This is a genomic window from Streptomyces sp. NPDC104371 (genome assembly GCF_055583785.1).
In genome coordinates, this window is record NZ_JBVJNF010000005.1 from 468,210 (window position 1) to 485,375 (window position 17,166).

Annotated in this window: 15 protein-coding genes; 11 read left to right on the top strand and 4 right to left on the bottom strand. The window is 70.3% G+C overall.

Annotated features, from left to right (window positions below; genetic code table 11):
• Positions 1–21 precede the first annotated feature (21 nt).
• Together galE and ACZ60T_RS19100 are read right to left on the bottom strand one after the other, a co-directional pair.
• Positions 22–1,017, bottom strand: coding sequence for a UDP-glucose 4-epimerase GalE (galE, locus tag ACZ60T_RS19095; RefSeq protein WP_469666936.1), 996 nt, complete (start codon positions 1,015–1,017; stop codon positions 22–24).
• A gap of 64 nt (positions 1,018–1,081) precedes the next feature.
• On the bottom strand, positions 1,082–2,131 hold the full coding sequence (locus tag ACZ60T_RS19100; protein ID WP_469666938.1) for a hypothetical protein: 1,050 nt from the start codon (positions 2,129–2,131) through the stop codon (positions 1,082–1,084).
• Between the two features lie 155 nt (positions 2,132–2,286).
• Here ACZ60T_RS19100 and ACZ60T_RS19105 point away from each other — a divergent pair, with 155 nt between their 5' ends.
• Together ACZ60T_RS19105 and ACZ60T_RS19110 are read left to right on the top strand one after the other, a co-directional pair.
• Entirely contained in the window at positions 2,287–2,883 is a 597-nt protein-coding gene (locus ACZ60T_RS19105; RefSeq protein ID WP_365623179.1) for a TetR/AcrR family transcriptional regulator, read from the top strand.
• Positions 2,884–3,081: 198 nt separating this feature from the next.
• The gene (locus ACZ60T_RS19110; RefSeq protein WP_365623177.1) at positions 3,082–3,498 is read left to right on the top strand and encodes a cupin domain-containing protein; all 417 of its coding nucleotides are present in this window, start codon (positions 3,082–3,084) and stop codon (positions 3,496–3,498) included.
• Here ACZ60T_RS19110 and ACZ60T_RS19115 read toward each other — a convergent pair.
• Positions 3,429–6,026, bottom strand: a complete 2,598-nt coding sequence (locus tag ACZ60T_RS19115) for an ATP-dependent Clp protease ATP-binding subunit (protein WP_469666939.1) — start codon at positions 6,024–6,026, stop codon at positions 3,429–3,431. The genes ACZ60T_RS19110 and ACZ60T_RS19115 overlap by 70 nt on opposite strands.
• A gap of 273 nt (positions 6,027–6,299) precedes the next feature.
• On the opposite strand from ACZ60T_RS19115, the gene ACZ60T_RS19120 reads away from it, so the two are divergent.
• On the top strand, positions 6,300–6,815 hold the full coding sequence (locus ACZ60T_RS19120; RefSeq protein WP_469666941.1) for a hypothetical protein: 516 nt from the start codon (positions 6,300–6,302) through the stop codon (positions 6,813–6,815).
• Positions 6,816–6,878: 63 nt separating this feature from the next.
• Here the strand turns inward: ACZ60T_RS19120 and map are convergent, their stop codons facing one another.
• Positions 6,879–7,649: a type I methionyl aminopeptidase gene (gene map, locus ACZ60T_RS19125; RefSeq protein WP_469666942.1), complete on the bottom strand. Its 771-nt coding sequence runs from the start codon at positions 7,647–7,649 to the stop codon at positions 6,879–6,881.
• Between the two features lie 74 nt (positions 7,650–7,723).
• Here map and ACZ60T_RS19130 point away from each other — a divergent pair, with 74 nt between their 5' ends.
• From ACZ60T_RS19130 to ACZ60T_RS19165, 8 genes are all read left to right on the top strand, one after another.
• Positions 7,724–7,984 (top strand): helix-turn-helix domain-containing protein, encoded by a 261-nt coding sequence (locus ACZ60T_RS19130; RefSeq protein WP_365623169.1) that lies wholly within the window; start codon positions 7,724–7,726, stop codon positions 7,982–7,984.
• A gap of 236 nt (positions 7,985–8,220) precedes the next feature.
• Positions 8,221–9,063, top strand: coding sequence for a nitrilase-related carbon-nitrogen hydrolase (locus ACZ60T_RS19135; RefSeq protein ID WP_365623167.1), 843 nt, complete (start codon positions 8,221–8,223; stop codon positions 9,061–9,063).
• Positions 9,060–10,343, top strand: a complete 1,284-nt coding sequence (locus ACZ60T_RS19140; protein WP_469666943.1) for an aspartate aminotransferase family protein — start codon at positions 9,060–9,062, stop codon at positions 10,341–10,343. The genes ACZ60T_RS19135 and ACZ60T_RS19140 overlap by 4 nt, the downstream gene beginning before the upstream one ends.
• An 81-nt stretch (positions 10,344–10,424) precedes the next feature.
• Complete coding sequence (locus ACZ60T_RS19145; protein WP_469666944.1) at positions 10,425–11,984, top strand: PucR family transcriptional regulator; 1,560 nt, start codon at positions 10,425–10,427, stop codon at positions 11,982–11,984.
• A 101-nt stretch (positions 11,985–12,085) separates the two neighbouring features.
• Complete coding sequence (locus ACZ60T_RS19150; protein ID WP_365623161.1) at positions 12,086–12,928, top strand: nitrilase-related carbon-nitrogen hydrolase; 843 nt, start codon at positions 12,086–12,088, stop codon at positions 12,926–12,928.
• 103 nt (positions 12,929–13,031) lie between these two features.
• A complete protein-coding gene (gene hydA, locus ACZ60T_RS19155) occupies positions 13,032–14,435 on the top strand; it encodes a dihydropyrimidinase (RefSeq protein ID WP_365623159.1) in 1,404 nt (467 codons plus the stop codon).
• Positions 14,436–14,446: 11 nt separating this feature from the next.
• On the top strand, positions 14,447–15,466 hold the full coding sequence (locus ACZ60T_RS19160; RefSeq protein ID WP_469666946.1) for a TIGR03842 family LLM class F420-dependent oxidoreductase: 1,020 nt from the start codon (positions 14,447–14,449) through the stop codon (positions 15,464–15,466).
• Positions 15,467–15,635: 169 nt separating this feature from the next.
• Positions 15,636–17,162 carry an NCS1 family nucleobase:cation symporter-1 gene (locus tag ACZ60T_RS19165; protein WP_469666947.1) on the top strand — a complete coding sequence of 509 codons (1,527 nt, stop codon included), beginning with the start codon at positions 15,636–15,638 and terminating at the stop codon, positions 17,160–17,162.
• The last annotated feature ends 4 nt before the right edge of the window (positions 17,163–17,166 follow it).

Genomic DNA, 17,166 nt, shown 5'->3' on the forward strand with positions numbered 1-17,166 from the left:
GCGGGTCCGCGTCGAGGGGCGTCAGTCCTTCAGCATCTCGTCGCGTACCCGGATCCAGTCCAGGGAGGCCCGGATGCCCTCCTCCAGGGAGAACTTCGGGGTCCAGCCGAGGAGTTGGCGGGCCCGGTCGCTCCTCGTGCAGGCGCCGGCGACGTCGCCGGGGCGCGGCTCCGCGTCCACGGTGGTGAGCGGGGTGTCGGCGACCCGGTCGAAGGCCGCGCACAACTCCCGTACGGTGGTGCCCGAGCCCGTGCCCAGGTTGATCGCCAGCGACGGCCGCGCCTCTGTGAGAAGGGCGTCGAAGCGGTCGATCGCCGCGAGATGGGCCGCGGCCAGATCCCAGACGTGCACATAGTCCCGGATGCCCGTGCCGTCGCGCGTCGGGTACTGGGTCCCGGTGACGGGGAAGGCCGTGCCCTCCTGGTACGCCTGGATCATCTTGCCCAACGCGTGGCTCGGCCGCTTGAGTTGCAGCCCCGTACGCATCTTCGGGTCCGCCCCGACGGGGTTGAAGTAGCGCAGCGACAGTACGCGCATCTGCCCGGCCGCGGCGATGTCCGCGAACATCTCCTCGCACATGGCCTTGGTCCGCGCGTACGGGCTCTGCGGTCCCAGGGGTGAGTCCTCGTCCACCGAGGAGCCGTCGTCGGCCCGGTAGATGGAGGCCGAGGAGCTGAAGACGAGGCGATCGCAGCCGTTCCTGCGGAGATGACGGATGAAGTCCAGGCTCTTGCTGACGTTCGCCTCGTAGTAGCCGATCGGGTCCGCGACGGACTCAGGGACCACGATCAGCGCCGCGCAGTGCACCACGGCCGAGATGTCCGGGTGTTCGGAGAAGATCCGGTCGATCAGGGCGCCGTCGCGGATGTCACCCTCGTAGAAGGCCCGTCCCTCGGTGAACTCTCTACGGCCGCTGACGAGGCTGTCGAGGATCACCGGGGTGATCCCCTCGTCCATACAGGCCGAGGCCACGGTACTTCCGATGTAACCGGCTCCACCGGCGATCAGAACAGTCACGATGTATCTCTTCCCGGTATCTCTTCCCGGCCGTTCCGGAACGAGTCGGCATGTGGCGGCAAGGCTAGCGGAGTGCCTGTGGGGCGGGTGTGGTGGACGCCACCGCGCGTACGCGGTGTCGCGCCCATGCGAGCAGGGCCAGAACCATCAGCATCAGGACCGTGTTGGCGCCGTACTTGGCGGTGTAGGACACCTGACCGAGGGGGTCGACCACGAAGGACAGCCCGGCGTTGACCACCAGGGCGGCGCCGCCCACGGCCAGGGTGTGCAGGCGGCTCCACTGCTTCCGGGCCGACCACCACCACAGCAGGCCGCCGAGCGAGATGAGCACGAGTACGTCCATGGCGCTGCCCAGCCAGGTGGACGGCACCAGTTGATGGGCCGCCAGGAGGATGACAGCCGCGACTGCCAGCAGCCAGGGGGAGGGGGCCCGCTTGGTGAGGGGCGAGTGGTGACGCGGTAGCGCGAAGGCGCTCACGGCCAGAGCGAGCACGATCGTCGCCGTGATGCCCAACTGAGTGGGGGACGCCGTGAAGTCGCGGGTCAGTTCGTGGTGGAACACCAGGACCGCCAGCAGATACAGCACGACGACCACGCTCGTACCGACCTTGCCCAGCCATGGCTCGTCCGCCCGGTCCGGAACACACGCCTCGACCACCGCGATCGGCGCGGCGAAGCTCCAGATCACATGGCCCGCGAGGAAGTTCAGTACATGGCCCACACTGATGCCCAGGGACGGGATGAGGGTGGGGGTGCGCTCCTGGGCCCAGGACGGGTCGTCGAAGAAGTCCGGGTTGAACAGGCTCTGATCGACAAGTCCCGCCAGGATCAGGCCGAATGTCGCGCTCAGCAGCAGAAGTGTCGGCCAGCCGCGCCCGGTTCGGCGGGTGATCTCGCGGATCAGCAGCGCGGGTGCGCCGTAGAGCGGGGCGAGTAAGAGCAGACCGGTCAGCAGCTCCCGGGGGTGGCCGATGATCTGGTCGTAGCCGATGAGGTACTCGGCGCAGATCGGGGACAGCACGAACAGGCCCACCACCGGGGCGAGTCTGCGCGGCAGTGAGCGCCTTCGGGTGGGGGTGGGCGCGGGGGCGGCAGCGCTCAGGGCAGAGGGCATGGCGGTTCCTTCCCTACGGGGTGTGGGTGATGACTACGAGCCTAATCATAAACCGAGTGCTCGGTCTAATTATGGTGGTGGTTGGGTAAGGTGATGTCCTCAGGGGCTCGGTCAGACAGGGCCCGGTCCGGCAGGAATCGGTCAGGAAGGACGCCATGAGGACGGTCGACCCGGCCAAGCATCAGGCACGTCGACGGCACATCCTCGGCGTCGCGGCATCCCTGTTCGCCGAGAAGGGCTTCGAGCGCACCACGACCGCCGAGATCTGCAAGGTCGCGGGCATCAGCGCGGGCAACCTCTTCCACTACTTCCCCAACAAGCGGGCCATCTTCTTCGCCGTGTTCGACGACGACGGAGAGGACAAGGCCGAACGTCTGGCGCAGGCGCTGGCCGCCGACGACCCCTGGGACGCGCTGATGGAGCTCGTGGACTTCCTCGCCGCCCCGGCGGCGGAGCCCCTGGCCCCACCGCTGGTGATGGAGGCGATGGTTCAGGCGTACCGCGACGCCGAACTCGACGCACTGCTCAGCCGAGGCAACGCCGACGAGCACGCGGCCATCGCGGCCCTCCTGGCGAAGGCCGCCGACGCCGGTCGGATCGACCCCGGCCTGGACCCGAACGACACCGCGACCTGGGTCCTGGCCCTGATCGCCACGCTCTACACGAGCGCGGCCACGACCCCGGGATTCGACCCGACCGCGCAGTTGGCCACCCTCCACCTCATCCTGCGCCGGTTCCTCCAGGCCACCTAGGGCCTCTCGTTTGGATCATGCCGGGCTCGCGGGGTCTGGCACCGCGCCTCGCCGCGTTGTCGTCGGTTGGCAGGACTCCGCCCTGCCGCCCTCCTCCGCCTTGCGATACACGGCACCAGACCCCGCTCCCTGATCCGGCCTGATCCAAACGAAAGGCCCTAGTCGGCGTCCACCGGGCGGCTGCTAGCGTGCCAGGATGTGAACGACACTGTGTATGTAGGCAACGCGGGCAAGGACGCCGCACTGGACCGGGGCTGGCTGCTCGGTCACTTCAAGGACACCGGCGATCCGCGCCACAGCGAAGCCGTGGAGATCAAGTGGGGTGTCCACCCCGTCGGTGACGAGCGCGCCCAGTGGGTGAGGGGCGAGGAGCGCACCGCCCTCCTGGTCCTCATCAGCGGCCGGTTCCGCGTCGAACTCCCGGGCCGCAGCGTCCTCTTGGAGCAGCAGGGCGACTACGTCGTGTGGGGCAAGGGCGTCGACCACTCCTGGATCGCGGAGGAGGAGTCGGTGGTCCTGACCGTGCGCTGGCCGTCCGTACCCGGCTACGCGGTACCGCCAGGATCGGCCGACGCGGCGGTCTCGTCACCCGCCTCCGCGGCCGCCGACGGCTGAGTACGGAAGGCCAGTTGACCGCCCTTGGCGTCCACCACGATCCGGCTGTGCCGCTCGATCCGGCCGTCCAGCAGCAGCCGGGAGAGCTGGTTGTCGACCTCCCGCTGAATGGTGCGGCGCAGCGGCCGGGCGCCGTACTCCGGCTGGAAGCCGCGCTGCGCCAGCCAGTCGACGGCCTCATCGGTGAACGTGACGTCGATGTTCTGCGCGTGCAGCCGCCGCCGCGTCCGGTCGAGCAACAGATCGGTGATACGCCGTAGTTGGTCGGCGGTCAGTTGCCTGAACACCACGATCTCGTCGATGCGGTTGAGGAACTCGGGCCGGAAGTGCTCGCGCAGCGGACGCAGGATCTGCTCGCGCCGCGCCTCCTCGCCCGCCTCCGCGCCGCCCGGCCCGAACCCGATACCCGCCCCGCGCCGGGCGATCGCCTCGGAGCCGAGGTTGCTCGTCATCACCACGACCGTGCTGGTGAAGTCCACCGTCCGGCCCTGCGAGTCGGTGAGCCGACCGTCGTCGAGGACCTGGAGCAGGATGTTGAAGACATCGGGGTGCGCCTTCTCGACCTCGTCGAGCAGCAGCAGCGAGTACGGATGCCGCCGTACGACCTCGGTGAGCTGACCGGCCTCCTCATGGCCGACGTATCCGGGCGGCGCGCCCACCAGACGGCTGACGGTGTGCCGCTCCTGGTACTCGCTCATGTCGAGCCGGACCATGCGCTCCTCGCTGCCGAACAGCACCTCCGCGAGCGCGCGCGCCAGTTCCGTCTTGCCGACGCCGGTCGGACCGAGGAAGAGGAAGCTGCCGATCGGCCGGTCCGGACTGCCGAGCCCGGCACGCGAGCGCAGTACCGCGTCGGCGACCGCGCTGACCGCCTCCTCCTGTCCGACGACCCGCTGACGCAGATGCTCCTCGAGGGCGAGCAGCCGCTTCTTCTCCTCCTCGGTGAGGCGGCTGACCGGGATGCCGGTGAGCCGGGACACCACCTCGGCGACGGCCTCGGCGGTGACCATCAGATGCTGTCCCTCGTCGGCCTCGGTGTCCCCGGAGGCCTGCTCGATCCGCGTCTTCAGCTCGGTGATGCGGTCCCGCAACTGGGTGGCCTGCTCGTACTGCTCGTCGGTGACCGCCTGGTCCTTGTCCCGGGTGAGCTGCTCGACCTCGCGCTCCATGGCCCGTACGTCCGTGCCCTTCGTCCGCGCCCGCAGCCGTACCCGCGCCCCGGCCTGGTCGATCAGGTCGATCGCCTTGTCCGGCAGATGCCGGTCGGTGAGATAGCGGTCGGACAGCTCCACGGCGGCCACCAGCGCCTCGTCGGTGTAGCGGACCTGGTGGTGGGCCTCGTAGCGGTCGCGCAGTCCGTGCAGGATCTCGACGGCGTCCGGGACCGTCGGTTCGGGCACCAGGATCGGCTGGAAGCGGCGGGCCAGCGCCGCGTCCTTCTCGATACGGCGGTACTCCACCAGCGTGGTCGCGCCCACGATGTGCAGTTCGCCGCGGGCCAGGGCGGGCTTGAGGATGTTGCCCGCGTCCATGGACCCGCCCTCGGTGCCGCCGCCGCCCGCGCCGACGACGGTGTGCAGCTCGTCGATGAAGACGATCAGCTCGTCCGAGTGGGCGCGGATCTCGCCGACGATGTTGTTCATCCGCTCCTCGAAGTCCCCGCGGTACCGGGTCCCGGCGACCACGCCCGTGAGGTCCAGCGCGACGACCCGGCGGTCCAGCAGGATGTCGGGCACGTCGCCGTCGGCGATGCGCTGCGCGAGCCCCTCCACGATGGCGGTCTTGCCGACGCCCGCGTCACCGATCAGGACCGGGTTGTTCTTGCCCCGGCGGGAGAGCACCTCGATGGTCTGCTCGATCTCGTCGTCCCGCCCGATCACCGGGTCGATCCGGCCCTGGCGCGCGAGGTCGGTCAGATCACGGCCGTACTTGTCCAGGGTCGGGGTCGTCGGCGGACGCGCCCGCTCCGGACGCGCCTCCGGGTGAGCCCCCGCCTCGGGCGGCCTCGCGGGCGGCGCGAAGTGGGCCGAGTGCAGGATGTGCCCGGCGGCGGAGTCGGGGTTCGCGGCCAGGGCGGTGAGCACATGCTCGGGGCCGATGTAACCGGTGCCGCTCGCGCGGGCCAGTTCGTGCGCGTCCAGCAGCGCGCGCTTGACCGCGGGTGTCAGCGAGAGCGAGGACGGCTGCGGTGCCTCGCTCGGGTGGTGCGGGGCCTGGGGCGGCCCGGACCGCTCGTCGATCTCCGTCGCCATCGAGTCGGGGTCCGCCCCGGCGCGGCTGAGCAGGCTCCGGGTCGGTTCGGCGGAGAGCGCGGCGCGCAGCAGGTGCTGGGTGTCGAGATCGCGGCTGCCGTGCTCCATGGCGTACCGCGCGGCTCCGGCGACGAGCTGCCGGGCCGGCTCGCTGAGCAGCCGTCCGAGATCGATCTGGCGGGGACCGGGACGGGGCCCGGTGCCGAAGATACGGGAGAAGAACTCTGCGAAGGGGTCCGAGCCGTAGCCCTGCGGACCGTTGAACCCGCTGGTCATGGCAATCCGTTCCGCTGATCGACGTACCGGCGCGACGCGGGCGCAGCCCGGACGGGCCCGGGTACACCTCTCCGCCGGGCAGCTCCGGACAGGCGGCCCTGCGAGCGCGGCGCCCGTAGACCACGATGGCACGATCCCCTGCCCGGGGCACCTCCAGGAGGGACCCGCGGGCGGGCGGTGATCCCGGCTGTGGGTCGCAGGCCGCGCCGGTGAGCGGAGGACGACCGGTCGCCGTCGCGCCGCTCCACCTCCACGCTGTTACCCTGCGTGCCTGTGAGGGGATCCAACGGCCCGGACGCCGCCGAGGAGTTGTCCGCCCGCGTCGAGGCCGCCGCCGCGGGCACGCCGTATCGGACGCGCCGTACGGAGTGGGGACTCGAGCTGACCGTGGACGTCGATGTCCCGCAGTGGCAGGAGCTGTTGACGCGCAGCCGGATCACCCAGGTGCACACCTACCGCGTCGAACTGCGCCCGGAGCAGCGGGTGTTCACGCTGACGGACGTCGTCCGCGCCGTCGAGTACGGGGCGGGCCTCGGCGGGGTGCGGCTGGGCAGGACACTGTCCATGGGCCGGAGCGTGTACACCACGTCGTACCGGACCCTGGGCGGCGGCGAGCAGTACACCTTCTCGTCCGCCGAGGGGCACCGGCTGATCCGGGGCGCGGCCCGGGAGACGGGCTGGCGGGAGGAGCGGCCCACCAGTGTGAAGATCGCCGCGGGCGCCGGCATCTTCGGCGGGCTCGTCGCCCTCGGGGTGCTGGTCGCCCTCGCGGTCGTCTTCTGGCCCTGAGCCGCCTTCTGGCTTTGAAGAAGCCAGGTCAAGGACCTCAGCCCGTGCTCCGGACCAAGTTCCTCAGTGTCGTTCCGTCAGGATGCGCGGCCCCGAGTCCGTGATCGCCACGGTGTGTTCCGTGTGGGCCGCGCGGGAGCCGTCGTTCGTACGGAGGGTCCAGCCGTCGGCGTCCGCGTGGTACTCGTCGGTGCCGCCGCCGATGAGCATGGGCTCGATCGCCAGGACCATGCCGTGGCGCAGCCGGAGGCCGCGTCCGGGGCGGCCCTCGTTCGGGACGGGCGGGTCCTCGTGCATATGGCGGCCCACGCCGTGCCCGCCGAAGTCCTCCATGATGCCGTACCCCGCGGTCCGGCACACCGAGCCGATCGCGTGCGCGATGTCCCCGATGCGGTTGCCGACGACGGCCGCCTCGATGCCCGCCGCGAGCGCCCGCTCCGCGGTCTCGACCAGCCGCAGATCGGCCGCGTCCGGCCGGCCCACGACGAAGCTGATCGCCGAGTCGCCCGCCCAGCCGCCGAGTTGGGCGCCGCAGTCGATGGAGACCAGGTCGCCCTCGCGCAGTCGGTAGCCGTCCGGGATGCCGTGCACGATCGCGTCGTTGACCGAGGCGCAGATGACCGCGGGGAAGGGCGTCGGGGCGAAGCCGGGGCGGTAGCCGAGGAACGGCGACGACGCGCCCGCGTCGCGCAGCACCTGGTGCGCCACCTCGTCCAGTTCACGCAGCGAGACGCCTACGTCCGCACTCTTCCGTACCGCTGTGAGGGCCTGGGCGACCACCTGCCCGGCCGTGTACATCGCATCGATCGACGTGTCCGTCTTGAGTTCCACCATGCCAATTACTATACCGCTCATTCGCCAATTACTATACCGGCTCCCGGTCGGGCGCCCGGTATTAGAATGGGCGCATGGTGCGCACCCCGCTGACCCCCGAAGAGCACGAACGCGGCGAGCGTCTCGGGCGCTTCCTGCGCGAGGCGCGCGGCGCCCGCAGCATGGCCGACGTCGCCGCGAGTGCCGGTATCTCCGCCGAGACGCTCCGCAAGATCGAGACCGGACGCGCGCCCACCCCGGCGTTCTTCACGGTCGCCGCGCTGGCGCGGGCGCTCGGCCTGTCCATGGACGAACTCGCCGGACGGTGCGCCCCGGTCGCGCCGATCGCCGCGTGAGGGCGTGAGCCGAGCCCGTTCCGTCGGGGCCGCTCCCCCCGCGGAGGCGCGGCCCGCCGACAATCGGACCACTCCTCCAGCGGGGTACGAAACATGATCGACTCCGCCGGTTGCCGACGATGGTCTTGGCAAGGCCGCCCCGGGGGCTTACGTTCGTGCCTTCTCTGGCCCGTTTCCATGGGTGCAGAGGCTCTCTGACGTCCCTTGCCAGGGACAGCAGGCAAAGGAGCGGCACCATGGCCCATGTCGTACGCGCCGCGCTGGTCCAGGCGACCTGGACCGGCGACAGTGAATCCATGATCGCCAAGCATGTGGAGCACGCCCGCGAGGCGGCCCGGCAGGGCGCGAGGATCATCGGCTTCCAGGAAGTCTTCAACGCCCCCTACTTCTGTCAGGTCCAGGAGCCCGAGCACTACCGCTGGGCCGAGCCCGTGCCCGACGGCCCCACGGTCACCCGCATGCGGGAACTGGCGCGCGAGACCGGCATGGTGATCGTCGTCCCGGTCTTCGAGGTCGAGCAGTCCGGCTTCTACTACAACACCGCCGCCGTGATCGACGCCGACGGCAGCTACCTCGGCAAGTACCGCAAGCACCACATCCCCCAACTCGAGGGGTTCTGGGAGAAGTACTACTTCAGACCGGGCAACCTCGGCTGGCCGGTCTTCGACACCGCGGTCGGCAAGGTCGGCGTCTACATCTGCTACGACCGCCACTTCCCGGAAGGCTGGCGGCAACTGGGCCTGAACGGCGCGCAGTTGGTCTACAACCCGTCGGCCACCTCACGCGGTCTGTCCGCCCACCTCTGGCAACTGGAGCAGCCCGCGGCGGCCGTCGCCAACGAGTACTTCATCGCCGCGATCAACCGCGTGGGCCGGGAGGAGTACGGCGACGACGACTTCTACGGCACGAGCTACTTCGTCGACCCCCGCGGGCAGTTCGTGGGGGAGCCGGCGGCCGACGAGAAGGAGCAACTCCTCGTCCGCGACCTCGACTTCGACCTCATCGAAGAAGTGCGGCAGCAGTGGGCGTTCTACCGCGACCGCCGCCCCGACGCGTACGAAGGACTGGTGAAGCCGTGAGCGATCTGTACGCCCGCCACCGGGCCGTCCTGCCCGACTGGCTCGCCCTGTACTACGAGAACCCCATCGAGATCACCCATGGCGAGGGCCGCCATGTCTGGGACGCCGACGGCAACAAGTACCTGGACTTCTTCGGCGGCATCCTCACCACGATGACCGCGCACGCCCTGCCCGAGGTCACCAAGGCCGTGTCCGAGCAGGCCGGACGGATCCTGCACACCTCGACCCTCTATCTCAACCGGACCATGGTCGAACTCGCCGAGCGCATCGCCCGGTTGAGCAACATCCCGGACGCCCGTGTCTTCTTCACGACCTCCGGCACCGAGGCCAACGACACCGCGCTGCTGCTGGCGACGACGTACCGGCGCAGCAACCAGATCCTGGCGATGCGCAACAGCTACCACGGCCGCTCCTTCAGCGCCGTCGGTATCACCGGCAACCGCAGTTGGTCCCCGACCTCCCTGTCCCCGCTACAGACCCTGTACGTCCACGGCGGCGTCCGCACCCGGGGCCCGTTCGCGCACCTCGACGACGCCGAGTTCATCTCGTCCTGCGTCGAGGACCTGACCGACCTGCTCGGGCACGTCCGCCCGCCCGCCGCGCTGATCGCCGAGCCCATCCAGGGCGTCGGCGGCTTCACCTCACCGCCCGACGGGCTGTACGCGGCCTTCCACGACGTCCTCCAGGACCGCGGCATCCTGTGGATCTCGGACGAGGTGCAGACCGGCTGGGGCCGCACCGGCGACCACTTCTGGGGCTGGCAGGCACACGGCGCCTCGGGCCCGCCCGACATCCTCACCTTCGCCAAGGGCATCGGCAACGGCATGTCCATCGGCGGTGTCGTCGCCCGCGCCGACATCATGAACTGCCTGGACGCCAACAGCATCTCGACCTTCGGCGGCACCCAGATCACGATGGCGGCGGGCCTCGCCAACCTCACCTACCTCCTCGAACACGACCTTCAGGGCAACGCCCGCCGCGTCGGCGGACTGCTCATCGAACGGCTGCGCGCCGTCGCCGCCCAACTCCCGGTCGTACGCGAGGTACGCGGGCGCGGCCTGATGATCGGCATCGAACTGGTGCGTCCCGGCACCGACCAGGCCCATCCGCAGGCGGCGTCCGCCGTGATCGAGGCCGCCCGCGCGGGCGGGCTGCTGATCGGCAAGGGCGGCGGGCACGACACCAGCGCGCTGCGCATCGCCCCGCCGCTCACACTCACCGTCGCGGAGGCCGAGGAGGGCGCCGCGATCCTCGAACGCGCCCTCAGAAGCGTCCAGTAGCCGTACGAGCGTCCAAGCAGCGAACAGTTCCGACCCGAGGTGTCCTAGGGCCTGTCTGACCCGAGCAGAGGGAACGTAGCCATGACCACCGCCTGGGAACCCGCCCTGTCGATACGCCAGGTCCTCACCCTGGAGCGGGTGCTCGCCGGAGAGCCCGAGGTGGTGGCCGGGGCGGGGCACCTCGACCGGCCCGTGCGCTGGGTGCATGTCGCCGAGGCCGCCGATGTCGGTGTGATGCTCAGCGGTGGTGAGATGGTCCTCACCACCGGGGTGCTGCTCGCGGGCGACGAGGACAAGCAGGCCGAGTACATCCGCTCCCTGCACCGCGCGGAGGCCGCGGCCGTCGTCCTCGGGCTCGGCCGCGCCTTCCCCGCGCCCCCCGACGTGATGCGCCGGGCCGCCGAGCGCTGCGGGCTGCCGATGGTGGTCCTGCACCGGCCCTTCCCCTTCGCCGAGCTGACCGAGGAGGTCCAGTCCCGGCTCGTACGGCGGAAGTTCGCGACCGTGAGCCTGTCGGAGTCCGTACGCACCGCGCTGACCGGGATCATCACCGCGGGCGCCCCGCTCCAGCGGCTGCTCGACGAGATCGCCGTGCACGCCGGCTGTCCCGTGATCCTCACCAACCTGGCCCACCGCGTGCTCGCCACGGCGGGGGAGCGGCCCGCGGTCGACGACGTGCTGCGCGACTGGGAGCGCATCGCCCGGCAGGCGGGCGGCGGCGAGGGCGACGGCTGGGTCCGTGCCGAACTGGGCGGACGCGGCGAGCACTGGGGCCGGATCGTGCTGTGCGGCTACCGCGGCGACAGCCCCGTCGGACGGCTGCTGGCCGAACGCGCCGCCGAGGCCCTCGTGTTGCACCGGATGCTCGGCGGCGCGGTGCACTCCTGGGAGGAGCAGTCCGCGCAGAGCCTGCTGACCGATCTCGTCACCGGGGTCGTCCCGGCCCGTCAACTGCTGCCGCGGGTCCGCGCGGCCGGGCTTCCCGTGAACCGCCGTACCTTCGTCCCCCTCGTCGTACGCGACGGCGACCCGGTCGTCCTCGACCGTGTCCTGCGCCTGCTCGGACTGCCCGGACTGGTGGCCCAACTGGCCGACAGGGCTACGGCGTTGCTGCTCAGCCTCGCCCGTGATCAGGACGCCGAGGCGCTCGCCGCGCACTTCGCCACCCGGCTGCGGAAGGAGTCGGCGACCGGCACGCCGGTGGTCGCCGCCGCCGACGCGCGCACCGTCTGGGAGGACGTCCCCGCCGGGCTGCGCGAGGCGCGCCATGTGGCCGACGCCGTCGCCGAGCACGGCGCCACCCCGGACCTGCCCGTCGTCGTACGCCTCAGGGACGTCCATCTGCGCGGTCTGATCCGGCTGTTGCGCGACGACCCGCATGTCCAGGCCTTCGCCGAAAGGGAGTTGGACGGACTGCTGTGCGGATCCGACGCGGAGCCGGACCTGCTGGCCGTGCTGCGGACCTACCTGGCCACCGGCCGCAACAAGTCCCGTACCGCGCAGCTCCATCACGTCAGCAGACCTGCCCTCTACCGCCGTCTGGAGGCCATCCGGACCCGTCTCGGCGTCGACCTCGACGACTTCGAGCAGGCCGCCTCCGTCCATATCGCACTCCTCGCCCACGACGCCCAGCAAGGGTGACACCGTGGAACGCCGGGGCCCCGCAGACGTGACACGGTGCACCTCAAAGCGGGCAGGCGGACTTCCTAAGCTCACGGCACACCGAGCTACCGGAGGTCCCGATGAGCAGAGTGGTTCGTGCCGCCGTCTTCCAGACTGCCTGGACCGGCGACAAGGAATCGATGATCCAGGTCCACGAGCAGGCGGTCCGCGACGCGGCGGCCCAAGGCGCTCATGTCCTGTGCTTCCAGGAGCTGTTCTACGGGCCGTACTTCTGCCAGGTCCAGGACCCGGCGTTCTACGAGTACGCCGAGCAGATCCCGGACGGCCCCGTCGTCAAGCGCTTCCAGGCGCTGGCGAAGGAGCACGGCATCGTGCTCGTGCTGCCCATGTACGAGGAGGAGCAGCCCGGCGTCCTCTACAACACCGCCGCGGTGATCGACGCGGACGGCTCCTACCTCGGCAAGTACCGCAAGACCCACATCCCCCAAGTCAAGGGATTCTGGGAGAAGTTCTACTTCCGGCCCGGCAACAGCGGCTGGCCCGTCTTCGACACCAAGGCCGGGCGGATCGGCGTCTACATCTGCTACGACCGCCACTTCCCCGAGGGCTGGCGTGCCCTCGGTCTCGCGGGCGCGGAGATCGTCTTCAACCCGTCGGCCACCTCGCGCGGACTGTCCGGCTATCTCTGGCAGTTGGAGCAGCCGGCCGCGGCCGTGGCCAACGAGTACTTCGTCGGCGCGATCAACCGCGTGGGCGTCGAGGAACTCGGCGACAACGACTTCTACGGCACCTCGTACTTCGTGGACCCGGAAGCGCAGTTCGTCGGCGAGGTGGCCAGCGACAAGGAGAGCGAACTCCTCGTCCGCGACCTGGACTTGGCGAAGCTGCGCGAGGTGCGCGACCGGTGGCAGTTCTACCGCGACCGCGCGCCGGGCGCGTACACGCCCCTGACCGCGCCGTAACGGACCGGCTGCCGCGTCCCCGCCACGGGCGCGGCAGCCGCCCCCGCACCGTCCGACCGCACCCCAGCGGAGCGTCCACGCAGGCAAGGGAGCACAAGGGAGCATGAGCAGCCGTACCCTCATCCGCGGTGGCCTCGTCATCACCGCGTCCGACGAGATCCACGCCGACGTCCTGATCGAGGACGGCCGCATCGCCGCCCTCGCCGCCTCCGGCACACCGGCCGCCGAGGCCTTCACGGCCGAGCGGACCATCGACGCCACGGGCAAGTATGTGATCCCGGGCGGTGTCGACGCCCACACCCATATGGAGATGCCGTTCGGCGGCACCTTCGCCGCCGACACCTTCGAGACCGGCACCCGGGCCGCCGCCTGGGGCGGGACGACCACGATCGTCGACTTCGCCGTGCAGAGCGTGGGCCGCACCCTGCGTGAGGGCCTGGACACCTGGCACGACAAGGCGGAGGGCAACTGCGCGATCGACTACGCCTTCCACATGATCGTCTCCGATGTGAACCCGGAGACCCTCAAGGAGATGGACCTGCTGATCGAGGAGGGCGTCACCTCCTTCAAGCAGTTCATGGCCTACCCCGGGGTCTTCTACAGCGACGACGGCCAGATCCTGCGCGCCATGCAGCGCTCCGCCGAGAACGGCGGCCTGATCATGATGCACGCCGAGAACGGCATCGCGATCGACGTCCTCGTCGAGCAGGCGCTGGCACGCGGCGAGCGGGACCCGCGCTACCACGGCGAGGTCCGCAACGCCCTGCTGGAGGCCGAGGCCACCCACCGCGCCATCAAGCTCGCCCAGGTCGCCGGGGCCCCGCTGTACGTGGTGCACGTCTCGGCGCAGGAGGCGCTCGCGGAGCTGGCCAGGGCCCGCGACGAGGGGCTCAGCGTCTTCGGCGAGACCTGCCCCCAGTACCTCTTCCTGTCCACCGACAACCTCGCCGAGCCGGACTTCGAGGGCGCCAAGTACGTGTGCTCGACCCCGCTGCGGCCCAAGGAGCACCAGGCCGCGCTGTGGAAGGGGCTGCGCACCAACGACCTCCAGGTGGTCTCCACCGACCACTGCCCCTTCTGCTTCTCGGGCCAGAAGGAGCTGGGCCGGGGCGACTTCTCGAAGATCCCCAACGGGATGCCGGGCGTGGAGAACCGGATGGACCTGCTCCACCAGGCCGTGGTCGACGGACACATCTCGCGCCGCCGCTGGATCGAGATCGCCTGCGCCACCCCGGCCCGGATGTTCGGCATGTACCCGAAGAAGGGCACCATCGCCCCCGGCGCGGACGCCGACGTCGTCATCTACGACCCGCACGCCGAGCAGGTCATGTCCGCCGACACCCACCACATGAACGTCGACTACTCGGCGTACGAGGGCAAGCGCACGACGGGCCGGGTCGAGACGGTCCTCTCGCGCGGCGAGCCCGTCATCACCGAGCGGGAGTACACCGGACGCGCGGGCCACGGTGTCTACACCCCCCGTTCCACCTGCCAGTACCTCAACTAGGAGCGGTGCCCATGGACTTCGGACTCGTCCTCCAGACCGACCCGCCCGCCTCGCGGGTCATCGACCTGATGCAGCGCGCCGAGCGCAACGGCTTCCGCTACGGCTGGACCTTCGACTCCAGTGTGCTGTGGCAGGAACCCTTCGTGATCTACAGTCAGATCCTCGCCCACACCGAGCGGTTGACGATCGGCCCGATGGTGACGAACCCGGGCACCCGTACCTGGGAGGTCACGGCCTCCACGTTCGCCACGCTCAACGACATGTTCGGCAACCGCACGGTGTGCGGCATCGGCCGCGGCGACTCGGCGATGCGTGTGGCCGGACGCAAGCCCAACACCCTGGCCCGGATCAGTGAGGCCATGAAGGTCATCCGGGCGCTCGGCAGCGGCCAGGAGGCCGACCTCGGCGGTACGGTCGTCAGGTTCCCCTGGGTCAAGCCGGGCGCCGAACTCCCCGTCTGGATGGCCGCGTACGGCCCCAAGGCCCTGAAGATGACCGGTGAGGAGGCCGACGGCTTCATCCTCCAACTCGCCGACCTGTATCTGACCGAGTACATGGTCAAGGCCGTCAAGGAGGCGGCCGTGGCCGCCGGGCGCGACCCGGACGAGGTGAGGATCTGCGTCGCCGCCCCGGCCTATGTCACCGAGGACGACTCGCCCGAGGCGCTCGCCCACGCGCGCGAGCAGTGCCGCTGGTTCGGCGGTATGGTCGGCAACCACGTCGCCGACCTGGTCTCCAAGTACGGGGCGCACTCCGCGGCCGTCCCCGAGGAACTCACCGACTACATCAAGGCCCGTGAGGGCTACGACTACGCCCATCACGGGCGCAGCGGCAACCCCGACACCGCGTTCGTGCCCGACGAGATCGTCGACCGGTTCTGCCTCATCGGCCCCGTCGAGCGGCACATCGAGAAGCTGACCGCACTGCGTGCGCTGGGCGTGGACCAGTTCGCCCTCTACGACATGCACGACGCGCAGGAAGCCGTCATCGACGCCTACGGGACGCAGGTCATCCCCGCAGTCAACGGCTAGTACGCACAGGGGACTTCAGGCCCCGTCGCTCACTCATTCGTCCCCTTCCCGCTCCCCCGGGAAGGGGACCGGGGGCCCTTGCGAGAGTCCCCAGGGCGCTTCCCGCGCACCCGGCCATCGGCCCCACCCGCACGGCCATTCCCGACCCCGCCTTCTGATTGGCCTGCCCATGACCGACACCGCTCCCACGGCTCCATCGCCGTCCGCACAGGTCACCCTCCCCGACGGTCGCGTGGAGATCGCCCCGGACTCCGCCGCGCCGACCGGCCCGTACGCCAACGAGGACCTGCTCCCCGTCCCCGCGCAAAAGCGCACCTGGACCACCTACAACTTCTCCGCGCTGTGGGTCGGCATGGCCCACAACACGGCTTCCTGGACCCTGGCCTCCGGTCTCATCGCCGTCGGCATGGACTGGAAGCAGGCGGTGCTCGTCATCGCCCTGGCCAATCTGATCGTGCTGGTGCCGATGCTGCTCACCGGGCACGCGGGACCCAAGTACGGCATCCCCTTCCCCGTCTTCGTCCGCGCCTCCTTCGGCGTGCGCGGCGCCAACCTCCCCGCTGTCGTACGGGCGTTGGTGGCCTGCGGCTGGTTCGGCATCCAGACCTGGATCGGCGGTGAGGCGATCTACTTCCTCGCCGGGAAGCTCATCGGCGACGACTGGGCGAACGCCTCGAAGGTCGGCGGCCACGCCTGGACCATGTGGCTGTCCTTCGCGATCTTCTGGGCGATCCAGGTCGCCATCATCTACCGGGGCATGGAGACCATCCGCCGCTTCGAGAACTGGGCGGCGCCCTTCGTGCTCGTCGGCGCCTTCGTGATGCTGTGGTGGATGAGCGACAAGGCCGGTGGCCTCGGCCCGCTCTTCGACCAGCCCTCCAGGCTGGGCTGGGGTGCCGACTTCTGGAAGCTGTTCGCGCCCTCCCTCATGGGCATGATCGGCTTCTGGTCCACCCTGGCGCTGAACATCCCGGACTTCACCCGCTACGGCAGAAGCCAGCGCGCCCAGACCTGGGGCCAGGCCCTCGGCCTGCCGACCACCATGACCTTGTTCGCGTTCCTGTCGGTGCTGGTCACCTCCGGCTCCCAGGCCGTGTACGGCGAGCCGGTGTGGGATCCGGTGCAACTCGCCGCCAAGACGGACAACACGGTCGGCCTGCTCTACGCCCTGGTCACCGTCCTGGTGGCGACCCTGTCCGTCAACATCGCGGCCAACCTCGTCTCGCCCGCCTTCGACTTCTCCAACGTCGCGCCCAGGAAGGTCAGTTTCCGCACCGGAGCCCTGATCACCTCCGTCCTGGCCGTGCTCATCTGCCCGTGGAAGCTCTACTCCGACCCGCAGGGCTACATCTTCACCTGGCTCGGCCTGGTGGGCGGCCTGCTCGGCACGGTCGCGGGCATCCTCATCGCCGACTACTGGGTCCTGCGCCGCACCCGCCTCGACCTCGCCGACCTGTACCGCGCGGGCGGCCGTTACTGGTACGACGGCGGCTGGAACTGGCGCGCCGTCGCGGCGTTCGTGGTGGGCGGCGTGCTCGCCGTCGGGGGAGCGGACTTCCATCCGCTGGTCGACGGCCGCCCCGTCCCCGCCCTCAAGTCCCTTGCGGACTACGGCTGGGCAGTGGGGCTGGGCACGTCGATGGTGCTCTATCTGGTGCTGATGCTGCCGCGCGGCCGGGAGCGGATCACGGTCTGACGGG

Excerpts from the sequence above, each read along its gene's own strand:
- ACZ60T_RS19100 (WP_469666938.1), bottom strand. The coding sequence starts at position 2,131 with ATGCCCTCTGCCCTGAGCGCTGCCGCCCCCGCGCCCACCCCCACCCGA.
- ACZ60T_RS19105 (WP_365623179.1), top strand. The coding sequence starts at position 2,287 with ATGAGGACGGTCGACCCGGCCAAGCATCAGGCACGTCGACGGCACATC.
- ACZ60T_RS19115 (WP_469666939.1), bottom strand. The coding sequence starts at position 6,026 with ATGACCAGCGGGTTCAACGGTCCGCAGGGCTACGGCTCGGACCCCTTC.
- map (WP_469666942.1), bottom strand. The coding sequence starts at position 7,649 with ATGGTGGAACTCAAGACGGACACGTCGATCGATGCGATGTACACGGCC.
- ACZ60T_RS19130 (WP_365623169.1), top strand. The coding sequence starts at position 7,724 with ATGGTGCGCACCCCGCTGACCCCCGAAGAGCACGAACGCGGCGAGCGT.
- ACZ60T_RS19135 (WP_365623167.1), top strand. The coding sequence starts at position 8,221 with ATGGCCCATGTCGTACGCGCCGCGCTGGTCCAGGCGACCTGGACCGGC.
- ACZ60T_RS19145 (WP_469666944.1), top strand. The coding sequence starts at position 10,425 with ATGACCACCGCCTGGGAACCCGCCCTGTCGATACGCCAGGTCCTCACC.
- ACZ60T_RS19150 (WP_365623161.1), top strand. The coding sequence starts at position 12,086 with ATGAGCAGAGTGGTTCGTGCCGCCGTCTTCCAGACTGCCTGGACCGGC.
- hydA (WP_365623159.1), top strand. The coding sequence starts at position 13,032 with ATGAGCAGCCGTACCCTCATCCGCGGTGGCCTCGTCATCACCGCGTCC.
- ACZ60T_RS19160 (WP_469666946.1), top strand. The coding sequence starts at position 14,447 with ATGGACTTCGGACTCGTCCTCCAGACCGACCCGCCCGCCTCGCGGGTC.
- ACZ60T_RS19165 (WP_469666947.1), top strand. The coding sequence starts at position 15,636 with ATGACCGACACCGCTCCCACGGCTCCATCGCCGTCCGCACAGGTCACC.